General features: G+C 74.7%; 9 protein-coding genes. 3 read left to right on the top strand and 6 right to left on the bottom strand.

What is annotated here, in order from left to right:
* Positions 1-124: 124 nt before the first annotated feature.
* The 5 genes from sucD to AC069X_RS00685 form a co-directional block, all read right to left on the bottom strand.
* Positions 125-1,015: a succinate--CoA ligase subunit alpha gene (sucD, locus tag AC069X_RS00705; RefSeq protein ID WP_478723639.1), complete on the bottom strand. Its 891-nt coding sequence runs from the start codon at positions 1,013-1,015 to the stop codon at positions 125-127.
* A 21-nt stretch (positions 1,016-1,036) separates the two neighbouring features.
* Entirely contained in the window at positions 1,037-2,215 is a 1,179-nt protein-coding gene (gene sucC / locus AC069X_RS00700) for an ADP-forming succinate--CoA ligase subunit beta (protein ID WP_478723637.1), read from the bottom strand.
* A 261-nt stretch (positions 2,216-2,476) separates the two neighbouring features.
* A complete protein-coding gene (locus AC069X_RS00695; protein WP_478723635.1) occupies positions 2,477-3,634 on the bottom strand; it encodes a VWA domain-containing protein in 1,158 nt (385 codons plus the stop codon).
* A 342-nt stretch (positions 3,635-3,976) separates the two neighbouring features.
* Positions 3,977-6,238 (bottom strand): DUF5682 family protein, encoded by a 2,262-nt coding sequence (locus AC069X_RS00690; RefSeq protein WP_478723633.1) that lies wholly within the window; start codon positions 6,236-6,238, stop codon positions 3,977-3,979.
* Complete coding sequence (locus AC069X_RS00685; protein WP_478723631.1) at positions 6,235-7,341, bottom strand: ATP-binding protein; 1,107 nt, start codon at positions 7,339-7,341, stop codon at positions 6,235-6,237. The genes AC069X_RS00690 and AC069X_RS00685 overlap by 4 nt, the downstream gene beginning before the upstream one ends.
* A 134-nt stretch (positions 7,342-7,475) precedes the next feature.
* Between AC069X_RS00685 and AC069X_RS00680 the strand changes: the two genes are divergently transcribed.
* Both AC069X_RS00680 and AC069X_RS00675 read left to right on the top strand, forming a co-directional pair.
* On the top strand, positions 7,476-8,813 hold the full coding sequence (locus tag AC069X_RS00680; RefSeq protein WP_478723629.1) for an SWIM zinc finger family protein: 1,338 nt from the start codon (positions 7,476-7,478) through the stop codon (positions 8,811-8,813).
* 304 nt (positions 8,814-9,117) lie between these two features.
* Positions 9,118-10,689, top strand: a complete 1,572-nt coding sequence (locus AC069X_RS00675) for a DUF5691 domain-containing protein (RefSeq protein WP_478723627.1) — start codon at positions 9,118-9,120, stop codon at positions 10,687-10,689.
* Between the two features lie 179 nt (positions 10,690-10,868).
* Here the strand turns inward: AC069X_RS00675 and AC069X_RS00670 are convergent, their stop codons facing one another.
* Positions 10,869-11,273, bottom strand: a complete 405-nt coding sequence (locus tag AC069X_RS00670) for a cobalamin B12-binding domain-containing protein (RefSeq protein WP_478723625.1) — start codon at positions 11,271-11,273, stop codon at positions 10,869-10,871.
* A gap of 210 nt (positions 11,274-11,483) precedes the next feature.
* Here AC069X_RS00670 and AC069X_RS00665 point away from each other — a divergent pair, with 210 nt between their 5' ends.
* Positions 11,484-12,317 (top strand): alpha/beta fold hydrolase, encoded by an 834-nt coding sequence (locus AC069X_RS00665; RefSeq protein WP_478723623.1) that lies wholly within the window; start codon positions 11,484-11,486, stop codon positions 12,315-12,317.
* Positions 12,318-12,606: the final 289 nt, after the last annotated feature.

Genomic DNA, 12,606 nt, shown 5'->3' with positions numbered 1-12,606 from the left:
CACCCCCCTAGCACGAAAACACGCCAAAAACAGAACCCTCCCCCCCCCCCCCCCCCCCCCCCCCCCCCCCCCCCCCCCCCCCCCCCCCCCCCCACGCCCGTACGTCCGTACGACCGCCGAACCGCTACTGGGCGCCGTTCAGGATCTCGCGCGCCAGCTTGGCCGTCTCGGTCGGGGTCTTGCCGACCTTGACGCCGGCGGCCTCAAGGGCCTCCTTCTTGGCCTGTGCGGTGCCAGAAGAGCCGGAGACGATGGCGCCGGCGTGGCCCATGGTCTTGCCCTCGGGGGCGGTGAAGCCCGCGACGTAGCCGACGACCGGCTTGGTGACGTTCTTCGCGATGAAGTCCGCCGCACGCTCCTCGGCGTCGCCGCCGATCTCGCCGATCATGACGATGAGCTCGGTCTCCGGGTCGGCCTCGAAGGCCTCCAGGGCGTCGATGTGCGTGGTGCCGATGACCGGGTCGCCACCGATGCCGACGGCGGAGGTGAAGCCGATGTCGCGCAGCTCGTACATCATCTGGTAGGTCAGCGTGCCGGACTTGGACACGAGACCGATCTTGCCGGGCTTGGTGATGTCGCCCGGGATGATGCCGGCGTTGGACTGGCCGGGGGTGATCAGACCCGGGCAGTTCGGGCCGATGATGCGGGTCTTGTTGCCCTTGGCGGTCGCGTACGCCCAGAAGGCGGCGGAGTCGTGCACCGCGATGCCCTCGGTGATGACGACGGCCAGCGGGATCTCGGCGTCGATGGCCTCGACGACGGCGGCCTTGGCGAAGGCCGGCGGGACGAAGAGGACGGAGACGTTGGCGCCCGTCTTCTCCATCGCCTCGGCGACGGAACCGAAGACCGGGACCTCGGTGCCGTCGAAGTCGACGGTCGTGCCGGCCTTGCGCGGGTTCACGCCACCGACGATGTTGGTGCCGTCAGCCAGCATCAGCTTGGTGTGCTTCATGCCCGTGGCACCGGTCATGCCCTGGACGATGACCTTGCTGTCCTTGTTGAGGAAGATAGCCATGTGAGTCTGTGACCTCTGCCCTTACTTCGCAGCCGCGAGCTCGGCGGCCTTGTCGGCCGCACCGTCCATGGTGTCCACGCGCTGCACCAGCGGGTGGTTGGCGTCCGAGAGGATCTTGCGACCCAGCTCGGCGTTGTTGCCGTCGAGGCGGACGACCAGCGGCTTGGTGACCGCCTCGCCCCGGTCCTCGAGGAGCTTCAGCGCCTGGACGATGCCGTTGGCGACCTCGTCACACGCGGTGATGCCACCGAAGACGTTGACGAACACGGACTTGACGTCCGGGTCGCCCAGGATGATCTCCAGACCGTTCGCCATGACGGCGGCGGAGGCGCCACCGCCGATGTCGAGGAAGTTGGCGGGCTTGACGCCACCGTGGTTCTCACCGGCGTACGCGACGACGTCCAGGGTGCTCATGACGAGACCCGCGCCGTTGCCGATGATGCCGACCTCGCCGTCGAGCTTGACGTAGTTGAGGCCCTTCTCCTTGGCGGCGGCCTCGAGGGGGTTCGCGGCGGCGTGGTCCACGAACTCCTCGTGGGACGGCTGGCGGAACTCGGCGTTCTCGTCGAGGGAGACCTTGCCGTCGAGCGCGATGACGTCACCGGAGGCGACCTTCGCGAGCGGGTTGACCTCGACGAGGAGCGCGTCCTCGGCGATGAAGGTCTGCCACAGGGTCACGAGGACCTCGGCGACCTTCTCGGCGACCTCGGCCGGGAACTTCGCCAGCTCGACGATCTCGCGGGCCTTCTCGATGGTCACGCCCTCGTTGGCGTTCACCGGGACCTTGGCGAGCTTCTCCGGGGTCTCCTCGGCGACCTGCTCGATGTCCATGCCGCCGGCGACCGAGGCCATGGCCAGGAAGGTGCGGTTGGTGCGGTCGAGGAGGTACGAGACGTAGTACTCCTCCAGGATCTCCGGAGCGGTCTCGGCGATCATCACCTTGTGGACCGTGTGGCCCTTGATGTCCATGCCGAGGATGTCCGTCGCGCGGGCGACGGCCTCGTCCGGGGTGGCGGCGAGCTTCACGCCACCGGCCTTGCCGCGGCCGCCGACCTTCACCTGGGCCTTGACGACCGACTTGCCGCCCAGCTTCTCGGTGGCCTCGCGAGCCGCCTCAGGCGTGTCGATGACTTCACCGGCCAGCACCGGTACACCGTGCTTGGCGAAGAGGTCCCTCGCCTGGTACTCGAACAGGTCCACGCGCGTCCGTCCCTTGTCTTAAAGATTCGCAGTGATTCGCGGTTGTCTGCTATCTGCGTGGGCGTGCCGCGGAGGGCAACGTGACGGCGCTGTCACTAGGAAGGCGCACACGGTGACCGTGGACGCGGCATGTCCGTCTCGCAGGTTATCCCCGTGGGACGTAGGTCCCTAAATCGCAGCTCACACCTGAGCGGTGATACCTGTCACAGATCGCCTCACGGTTGAACTGCGTCTTCGTGTGATCCGCCGATGGCGTGCCCGTCAGAGGACCGGCAGGGGACGCTTCTCCAGAGCGGCCGCCATCACCTCCGGGAACAGGTCGGGGGTGCAGGCGAAGGCGGGGGCTCCCAGCGCCGCCAGGGCCGCGGCGTGCTCGCGGTCGTAGGCGGGGGCCCCCTCGTCGGACAGGGCCAGCAGGGTCACGAACTCCACGCCGGCCGCCTTCATGGCGGCCACCCGCCCCAGCATCTCGTCGCGTATCCCGCCCTCGTAGAGATCGCTGATCAGGACGACGACGGTGTCGGCCGGTCGGGTGATCTTGGACTGGCAGTAGGCGAGGGCGCGGTTGATGTCGGTGCCGCCGCCCAGCTGGGTGCCGAACAGGACGTCGACCGGGTCGTCGAGCTGATCGGTCAGGTCGACCACCGCCGTGTCGAAGACGACCAGCCGGGTGGCGATCGACCGCATGGAGGCGAGGACCGCCCCGAAGACGGAGGCGTAGACGACCGAGGCGGCCATCGACCCGGACTGGTCGATGCAGAGGACCACCTCCTTCTTCACCGCCCGGGAGGCGCGGCCGTAGCCGACGAGCCGCTCGGGGACGACGGTCCGGTGCTCCGGGAGGTAGTTCTTCAGGTTGGCCCGGATGGTGCGGTCCCAGTCGATGTCGTGGTGGCGGGGGCGGCTGACCCGCGCGGACCGGTCCAGCGCGCCGGTCAGCGTGGCCCGGGTGCGCGCCGCGAGCCGCTTCTCCAGCCGCTCGACCACCTTGCGGACCACGGCCCGCGCCGTCTCCTTGGTGGTGTCCGGCATGGCCTTGTTGAGCGAGAGCAGGGTGCCGACGAGGTGGACGTCGGGCTCCACCGCCTCCAGCATCTCCGGCTCCAGCAGCAGCGCGGACAGGCCGAGCCGTTCGATGGCGTCCCGCTGCATGACCTGGACCACCGGGGCGGGGAAGTACGTACGGATGTCCCCGAGCCAGCGCGCCACGCGCGGCGCGGAACCCCCGAGCCCGGCTGACCGCTCCCCCTGCGCCCGGCCACCCCCGCCCGAGCCCGCGTAGAGCGCGCCGAGCGCCCCGTCCATCGCCGCGTCCCGGCCGCTCAGCGTGCGGCCCGTGCCGTCGCTCTCGCCGCCGAGCACCAGCCGCCAGCGCCGCAGCCGCTCGTCTCCGGCGGCCGCCGTGCCGTTCTCCGTCATCCGACTCCCCTCTCGTTCCGTGTGTCCGCTGCTCTCCGGGGCTCCCCGGCCCCCCGCGCCGCAAGCTCCCCCGGCCGCCGGGCGGTGCTCCCGGGCGGGGCCGCGTTCCCCGGCCCGGGCGGCGGCGTCCGGCGTGCGGGGGCGGGCCCGGCGCCCGCCCGCCCAGCCCGTGCGGGGGCGGCGGCGCCCCCGCGGCCGCCCCATCCCGGATCCGCCCGGCAGGCGACAGACGGGCCGGGCACCCCCCGCGGCCGCCCCACCCCGGCCCCCGCCCAGCAGGGCGACAGACGGGCCGGGCACCCCCCGCGGCCCCTGAACCGCCCGGCCGGGGCAGGGGCGGGGTCAGGCCGGCTCCAGCAACAGCCGGGCCAGGGCGACCATGGCGTCCGCGCGGGCCGGGTCCAGGGCCGGGGCGAAGCCCGGTGGGGCGGAGCCGGCGGCGGGGGACGGGGTGCGGGCGCCCGGGCCGCGCCGCGCCAGCTCGCCCAGGGCGCGCTTCACGCCCGGCTCGTACGCCCCGAACGTGCGCCGCAGCAGCGGCAGTACGCCGACGAAGGCACCCTCCGGCACCGCCACCAGCCAGGCGTCGATCAGGCCCCGCAGCCGCTCGTCGTGGACCAGCAGCGTCCCGCCGCCGGTGCCCCCGCCCGCGAAGCCCTCGATCCAGCCGGCCGCGTCGGCCGGGGAGGCCGCCGGGGACAGGGCGAGCCCCATCAGCCGTGCCGTCTCCTGCGCCGGGAGCCGCCCGTCGTCCAGCAGCAGCCGCGCGGCCCGCCCGCGTATCGGCCCGGGCACGGTGTCCCGCCCGGCCAGCGTCCGCAGCACCGCCGACCACCGCTCCCGCAGCCCCGGGTCCGCGTCGGCCAGCAGCCCGACCGCCCCGTGCACCCCGTCCACGTGGCCCCGAAGCTCCGCCGCCCCGTCGGCGTCGAGGCCGGCCGCGCAGGCCGGTGGCAGCGCGACGCATATCCGTTCCGCCAGCCCGGCGGCGACCGTGGCCAGCGCCGCCGCGTCCGTCCCCCGCACGTCCCCGTACCGCAGCGAACGCGCCAGCGCGGGCAGCGCCTTGGCGAGCCGGGCCACGTCCGTGTCCAGCGCGGCCCGGTCGGCGAGTGCCCGCAGCACGGCGGGCAGGGCCTCCGAGAGCCCGGCCAGCAGGCAGCGCTCGGCCAGCGCCGTGACCTCCGCCAGCTCCCCCGCGGCGGCGGCGTCGGCCTCGGCCTTCGCGGTGGCGGCCCCCAGGACGGTGGTGCCCCAGATCCCGGCCTCCGCGACCCGCACCGACAGCTCCGGCTCCCAGCACAGCCGCCAGGTCTCCCGGAAGGTGCCCGTGCCGCCGCGGGAGGCGGTGGGCGTCCCCCAGTCGATGCCGAGCAGTCGCAGCCGGTGCAGCAGCAGGGACTTGGCCGCGTCGGAGTCCTTGCGCAGGTCCAGCTCCAGGTCGCGGCGCTGCGGTTCGGCCTTGAGCCGCAGCGAGCGCTGCCTGCGGGTGAGATCCCTCTGGAGCGGGACGACGGGTGCCGCGTCCGGGACCTCGCCGAGCACGTCTCCGACGACGAGCCGGTCCTCGACCAGCGCCAGGGGTACGTCGGAGCCGTCGCACATCACGGCCCGGACCGCTTCCAGGGTCTCGGTGAGCCCCGGCAGGGGGCGGCCGCGGACGGCGGCCAGGGTCTCGGCCAGCCGGACGGCCTCGATCACGTGCGCGGAGGAGACCTGCCGGTCCTCCGCCCGCAGCAGCCCGGCGACCTTGGTCAGCCACCGCTCGACGGGCCGGTCGCGGGCCTCGAACAGGTGCGCGTACCAGCCGGGCGAGGTGATTCCCGCGCCGTACCCGCCGGCCCGGGCGAGTCTGCGGTGGGTCCACGGCACCCAGGTGGTCTCCACCTTGACCTTGGGCAGCCCGGAGAGCAGTGCCCGGTCCGCCGCGACGGTGGTCCTGGTGCGCAGCGCCGGGACGTGCCAGGCGCCGCACACGACGGCGTAGTCGTCGCCGAACTCGCGGCGGGCGGCGCGCATCCGCTGCCGCATGTGCGCCTCGCGGACCAGGTCGCGCGGCCGGCCGCCGTCCCCGTAGGTCTCGCGGAGGGCGCCCATGGCCTCCGCGAGGGCCTCGAAGACGGCCAGCGGGTCCCGTACCTCCCCCGTGCCCCGGTGTTCGACGACGTCCTCCCACCAGTGCTCGGGGTCCTCGTACCCGGCGGTCTCGGCGAGCACGGCGAGCGGGTCGACCCGGACGGCTTCGGCCCCGCCCTCGTCCTCCTCCCCCGGCGCGGCCAGCGCGTGGGCGGCCGGCAGGTCGATGAAGCGGACCGGCACGTCCTCGGTCTGGGCCCAGCGGATGGCGGTCCACTCCGGGGAGAAGGCGGCCATCGGCCAGAACGCGGCCTTGCCGGGGTCGTCCGCCGCGTGCGCGAGGAGGGCGACGGGCGGGCGCATCCCGGGGGCGGCGGCCAGCGGGAGGAGGGCGTCCCCCTCGGGCGGTCCTTCGATCAGCACGGCCTTGGGGCGGGCCCGCTCCAGCGCGGCCCGTACGGCCCGGGCCGAGCCGGGCCCGTGGTGGCGGACGCCCAGCAGCAGCGGTCCGGCGGCTCCCGGGCTCATGCCGTCACCTCTCGGCAGGCGCGGTAGAAGTCCTTCCAGCCGTCCCGCTCGCGGACGACGGCCTCCAGGTATTCCTGCCAGACGACCCGGTCGGCGGCCGGGTCCCGGACGACGGCTCCGAGGATCCCGGCGGCCACGTCGGACGGGCGCAGGACGCCGTCCCCGAAGTGCGCGGCCAGGGCGAGCCCGCCCGTGACCACGGAGATGGCCTCGGCGGTGGACAGGGTGCCGCTGGGCGACTTCACCTTGGTGCGGCCGTCGCCGGTGACGCCGTCGCGCAGCTCGCGGAAGACGGTGACGACGCGGCGGATCTCCTCCAGTCCCTCGGGGGCGGCGGGCAGGTCCAGGGCCCGGCCCATCTGGTCGACGCGGCGGGCGACGATGTCGACCTCGGCGTCGGCGGTGGCGGGCAGTGGCAGGACGACGGTGTTGAAGCGGCGGCGCAGGGCGCTGGAGAGCTCGTTGACCCCGCGGTCGCGGTCGTTGGCGGTGGCGATGAGGTTGAAGCCGCGGACGGCCTGCACCTCCTCGCCGAGCTCCGGTATCGGGAGGGTCTTCTCGGACAGGACGGTGATGAGGGTGTCCTGGACGTCGGCCGGGATGCGGGTGAGCTCCTCGACGCGGGCGGTCATGCCCTCGGCCATGGCCCGCATGACGGGGCTGGGGACGAGGGCTTCGCGGCTGGGGCCGTGGGCGAGGAGGCGGGCGTAGTTCCAGCCGTAGCGGATGGCCTCCTCGGGGGTGCCGGCGGTGCCCTGGACCAGGAGGGTGGAGTCCCCGCTGACGGCGGCGGCGAGGTGTTCGGACACCCATGTCTTGGCGGTGCCGGGGACGCCGAGCAGGAGCAGGGCGCGATCGGTGGCGAGGGTGGTGACGGCGACCTCGACGATCCGGCGGGGGCCGACGTACTTGGGCGTGACGACCGTGCCGTCGGCGAGGGTGCCGCCCTGGAGGTAGGTGGCCACGGCCCACGGGGAGAGCTTCCAGCGGGCCGGGCGGGGCCGGTCGTCGTGGGCGGCGAGGGCTTTCAGTTCGTGTGCGAAGGCGTCTTCGGCGTGCGGTCGCAGTGCCTCGGATCCGCTGCCGTTCCCGTGCGTGGTCATGGTCCCCCTCCAGTGCTCGGCAGCCGCTCCCGACTGCTGGATCCACCGTGCACCATGCCACTGACAACGCCCCTTGTTCGGGGCGTCGTTGCAGGTCAGAGCGATTGTCAGTGGGGCTCTCTACGGTGGTTGACATGACTGAGCAGGGGGTCCGCTGGACGGCGGAACAGGTACTGGCTCTGGCTCCTGACGAGGCGTCGCGCAAGGCGGGGGGCAGGCTGGGCGGGGCGGGTCCGTGGTCGCAGACCGGAGGTTCCGCTTCCGGTGCGGTGTGGGGGTTGTGCAAGGGCAGCGGCAGTACGCCGTACCGGACGGTCGTCGACCTGACGGGGCCCGCGTACAAGTGTTCCTGCCCGAGCCGGAAGTTCCCGTGCAAGCACGCTCTGGGGCTGCTGCTGCTCTGGGCGGCGGAGGGGTTCGGCGATCCGGCCGGCGCCCCGGACTGGGCGGGGGAATGGCTCGCCGGGCGCGCGGCGAAGGCGTCGCGCCCGGCGGCCGGCCCGGTCGACGCGGAGGCCGCCCGCAAGCGGGCGGAGCGGCGGGCCGAGCGCGTCGGCGCGGGCGTCGCCGAGCTGGAGCAGCGTCTCGTGGACCTGCTGCGCGGCGGGATCGCCGGTCAGCAGCAGGCGGGCTACGCCCCCTGGGAGGAGGCCGCGGCCCGGATGGTCGACGCCCAGGCTCCCGGACTGGCGGCGCGCGTAAGGGAGTTGGGGGCAATACCCGGTTGCGGCCCCGGCTGGCCCGCCAGGATGCTTGAGGAGTTCGCGCTGCTGCACCTGCTGGACAGGGCCTGGCTGGGGGTGTCCGGGCTGCCGGAGCCGCTGGCCGCGACCGTCCGGAGCCGGGTGGGGCTGCCGTCCCCGGCGGAGGGTGAGACCGTCCGGGACCACTGGCTCGTACTGGCCCAGTACGACTCGGTGTCCCCGGACGGCCGGCTCACCACCCGTCGGATATGGCTGCGCGGGCTGGCGAGCGGACGCCCGGCACTGGTGCTGGACTTCGGCCCGCCCGGGCGGCCGCCGGGGCTGGCACTGCCCGTCGGACTGGTGCTGGAGGCGGAAGCCCGCTTCCGGCCCGGATCGGCGGGGCTGCGGGCGGAGTTGGGGGACCGTACCGCGGCCGCGGTGCCGGCCGCCCGCACTCCGCCCGGGGTGGGCACCGCCGAGGCCCTGGAGGCCTACGGGGCCGCGCTGCGGGAGGACCCGTGGCTGGAGTCCTGGCCGGTGGTGCTGGGCCCCGTGATCCCGATACCGGGTGAAGGGGGCGAGGCGGCCTGGCAGCTGGCGGACGCGCAGGGGACGTCCGCACTGCCGGTGGCGCTCGGGCAGGGCCGTTCGCGGTCCGGGCTGTGGCAGCTCGCCGCCCTCTCGGGCGGCGGGCCGGTCACGGTCTTCGGGGAGTGCGGCCACCGCGGCTTCAACCCGCTGACGGCCTGGCAGCCCGGCTCGGCCGAGCCGGTGGCCCTGGTCTGAGCCGCAGCGGAACCAACCGAGAAGACAGGGGGCCTGGGGGCCCGTATGCCGTCGGAGGGGGGCGGCGAGGGGAGGGACGGACGGGCGCGGGGGCGCCGGTCCGCGAAGAGCACGAGAAGCCGGGGGGCTTGAAATGAACGACAACCACGCCAGCTGAACGCACGCACACCGCGCACCGGCGGTCCGGTCCCGGGAAGGGGCCGGGACCGGACCGCCGGACGGCGCGGCCGACCGGTGGGGACCAGCGGAGACCGGCGGCGGGCCGCCGGGCGGTAACGGGCACGAGTGACGAGGGAGGGGTCCGATGGGCAAGGGTGACGAGGGGTCCGAGGCGTACCGGGACTGGGAGGAGCTGGTCACCGCCGCGCTGCTGGGTACCGAGCGGCGGGGCGGCTCACCGGAGGCGCTGCTCGACGAGGCGGCGGTGCAGACCCTGCGCCGCCGCGCCGGGCTGCGGCCCGCCGAGGCCGCCGGGCCGCCCCGGCCCGCCGCGCGCGATCCGCGCCCGGCGCCCCCGGACGCCGCCCGGCGCAGACTCGCACAGCTGCTGGCCGGCCGGACCGCGGCGGGCGGCGGGGGCCGGCGGGGGTCCGCCCCGGATCTGACGGAGCTGCTCCCGCAGTGGCTCGCGGCCGCCGCGCGGCACGGCTACCGTGCGCCGTCGGCCCTGGTCCCGGCACTGCTGGACGCCGCCCGGGCCCGGACCGACCTGCGCCCGCAGGCGCTGGCCCTGGCCGGAGCGCGGGGGCTGTGGCTGGCCCGGCTGAACCCGGAGTGGCGATTCGCCCTGCGCGGCGCGCCCGGGGGCACCGGGGAACTGCCCGACCCGGCCGACGGGGAGGCGGTGGCCCGGCTGTGGGAGGAGGGGCTGTTCGCGGAGCGGGTCGCCCTGCTCGGCGCCGTCCGGGCGCACGAGCCGGCGGCGGCTCCCCGGCTGCTGGCCACGACCTGGGCCACGGAGCGCGCCGAGGACCGGCTGATGTTCCTCGACTCGCTGCGGTCCGGGCTGTCGTACGGGGACGAACCCTTCCTGGAAGCGGCGCTGGCCGACCGCAGCCGCAACGTCCGGGCGACGGCCGCCGAGCTGCTGTCCGCGCTGCCCGCCTCGGCTCTGGCCGGGCGGATGGCGGAGCGGGCGCTGGCCTGCGTCGGTCCGGAGGCGGTGGTGCCCCCGGCGGAGTGTGACGCGGGGATGCTGCGCGACGGCGTGGTCAAGCGCCCGCCGGCCGGGCGCGGGGAGCGGGCCTGGTGGCTCGGGCAGCTGGTGGAGGCGGCTCCGCTGTCCTGTTGGCGGGAGCGGTTCGGCGGGCTCGGCCCGGCGGAGATCGTGGCCCTGCCGGTGGCGGAGGGCTGGGCGGAGGAGATACACGCCGCCTGGTGCCGGGCGGCGGTGCGCCAGCGCGATCCGGAGTGGTCGAAGGCCCTGCTGGGTCCCGCGTCGGCGCCGCCCGCGGCGGGCCCGGGCACGGCGTCGCTGGCGGAGCGGGCGAAGCTGCTGGAGACCCTGACCGAGGAGGAACGGGCCGGCTGGGTCGCGGAGTTCATACGCGCCCACGGGCTCTCGGAGGCCTTCCAGCTGCTCGGCGTCTGCCTGGTCCCCTGGGCGGGGGCGCTGGGCCGGGCTGTGGTGGACGCGCTGGACGCGGCGCGCGAGGCGGGCAGTTACCCGTGGAGCTTCAGCGGGGTGATGGGCCTGGCCGAGCGCTGCCTGGACCCGGCGGAGGCGGACCGGCTGGAGGCCCTGACGGCCGCCGCGCAGGAGCCCGCGGACGGGTCGCCGGGGGCCGCCGCCTACTGGGCCGAGGCCTTCCAGCGGCTGGTGGCCACGCTGCGGCTGCGCGCGGCGATGCTCGCCGAACTGACACCGGCGGCCTGAGCCCGGCGGCCTAAGGCCGACGGCCTGACCCCGGCGGCCGGTCCTGCGGCGGGGACACCGCGCGGGACCGGTTCCCTCCCCCGGATCCCCCGGACAGCGTCCCCGGGGGGCCGTCACTGCGCCCGCTCCTCCCCCGGCCCGCCGGGAGGTACCCCGGGCCGGGCTGGAGGGTGCCGGGGTCAGGCCTGGCGGACGTTGGCGTTGACCCAGTCCACGATCGAGGTGGTGGTGGCGCCGGGCGTGAAGATCTCGGCGACGCCCTTGGCCTTGAGGGGGGCGATGTCGTCCTCCGGGATGATCCCGCCGCCGAAGACCTTGATGTCCTCCGCGTCGCGCTCCTTGAGGAGGTCGATGACGCGGGCGAACAGCGTGTTGTGCGCCCCGGAGAGGATGGAGAGGCCGATGGCATCCGCGTCCTCCTGGATGGCGGTGTCCACGATCTGCTCGGGCGTCTGGTGGAGGCCGGTGTAGATGACCTCCATGCCGGCGTCACGCAGCGCCCGCGCGATCACCTTGGCGCCGCGGTCGTGGCCGTCGAGACCCGGCTTGGCCACCACCACACGGATCGGACCGGTCACACCCATCGCACTGCCTCCCGAGTGAACGAACGTTAAGTACAGCATTGCGCACGGCACCGTTTCACGGTCAACGGGGAGGGGGAAATCACACGTGGGACGCCGTTGATTCACCACCGCCCCGCCGCCCCGCCACCGCGCCGACAGCCGCACGGCATGGGGGTGGGGCCGCGCCGGCAGCACGGCCCCGCACCCGAATGGTCCAGGGGGAGGCCGTCCATGGGGATGACTTTCGCGCCGCTGCCCGTGCCGCGCTCGGGCGCCGCCCTGCGGGCGGCGGTCCTGGAGGCGGCGGTGCTCGCCGGGCACCTGCTCCTCTACCCCACGGGGATACGGGAGGAACGCCCTCGTGCCCTGCCTCCGGCCCGTGCACCGGGACAGCCGCCGCCCGTGCTGCTCCTGCACGGCTTCACCGACAACCGCTCGGTCTTCGTCCTGCTGCGCCGCGCCCTCGGCTCGGGCGGCCGGCGGCGCGTGGAGACGTACAACCACTCCCCCTTCACCCGCGATCTGCGCGTGACCGCCGGCCACCTCGCCCGGCGTGTCGAGGAGCTGTGCGAGCGCGGCGGTCAGGAGCGGGTGGACCTCATCGGGCACAGCCTCGGCGGGCTGGTCGCCCGGTACTACGTCCAGCGGCTCGGCGGCGACGCGCGCGTGCGGACGCTGGTCACCCTGGGCACCCCGCACGACGGCACCCGGGTCGCCCCCTTCATGGACGCGCACCCGCTGGTCCGCCAGATGCGCCCGGACTCCGAGGTGATGGCGGAGCTGCGCGCGCCCGCGCCCGGCTGCCGCACCCGGTTCGTGGCGTTCTGGAGCGAGTTCGACGCGCTGATGGCCCCCACCGGCACGGCCCGGATCGAGCACCCGGACCTGGACGCGACGAACGTGCAGGTCACCGGCATCGGGCACCTCGCCCTCCCCGTCCATCCCGCCGTCATCACCGCAGTCCGGCGCGCCCTCGACGGCCCGCTCCGCGCCGCGGACGCGGCGCCGCCGCCCGCGGAGAGCGCCCCCGCTCCTGGAACCGGGGACCAGAGCCTCGTCGTCTGAAGCCCCGCCCGTCCGACAGTGCGCGCACGCCCGCCCGTCTGCCCGTCTGCCCGTCTGCCCGCCCGCGCCTACAACACCGGTCGACCTCCAGTCGAACGAATTTCGAACTCAAGGCCAAGGCTCGGTCTCGCCGCGACCGAAAGACGGCCGAATGCCCGGTTCCGCTGAGGACGAAACCCCCGGAAGATTGTCGAGGCGAGTAACCGCCGGGTACAGTCACGCCACTGCTCTCCTCCGGTGAACCTTGAGTTCCCCGGCCACCCAGGCCCCACTGCCGAGGCGAAAGAGA

The organism is Streptomyces sp. NPDC043896, assembly GCF_056435605.1.
This window is presented reverse-complemented; position numbering and strand designations above follow the sequence as displayed.

What these genes read in the sequence shown, in the direction of transcription:
- AC069X_RS00680 (WP_478723629.1), top strand. Translation starts at nt 7,476, where the DNA reads ATGACTGAGCAGGGGGTCCGCTGGACGGCGGAACAGGTACTGGCTCTG.
- AC069X_RS00670 (WP_478723625.1), bottom strand. Translation starts at nt 11,273, where the DNA reads ATGGGTGTGACCGGTCCGATCCGTGTGGTGGTGGCCAAGCCGGGTCTC.
- AC069X_RS00690 (WP_478723633.1), bottom strand. Translation starts at nt 6,238, where the DNA reads ATGAGCCCGGGAGCCGCCGGACCGCTGCTGCTGGGCGTCCGCCACCAC.
- AC069X_RS00685 (WP_478723631.1), bottom strand. Translation starts at nt 7,341, where the DNA reads ATGACCACGCACGGGAACGGCAGCGGATCCGAGGCACTGCGACCGCAC.
- sucD (WP_478723639.1), bottom strand. Translation starts at nt 1,015, where the DNA reads ATGGCTATCTTCCTCAACAAGGACAGCAAGGTCATCGTCCAGGGCATG.
- AC069X_RS00675 (WP_478723627.1), top strand. Translation starts at nt 9,118, where the DNA reads ATGGGCAAGGGTGACGAGGGGTCCGAGGCGTACCGGGACTGGGAGGAG.
- AC069X_RS00695 (WP_478723635.1), bottom strand. Translation starts at nt 3,634, where the DNA reads ATGACGGAGAACGGCACGGCGGCCGCCGGAGACGAGCGGCTGCGGCGC.
- AC069X_RS00665 (WP_478723623.1), top strand. Translation starts at nt 11,484, where the DNA reads ATGGGGATGACTTTCGCGCCGCTGCCCGTGCCGCGCTCGGGCGCCGCC.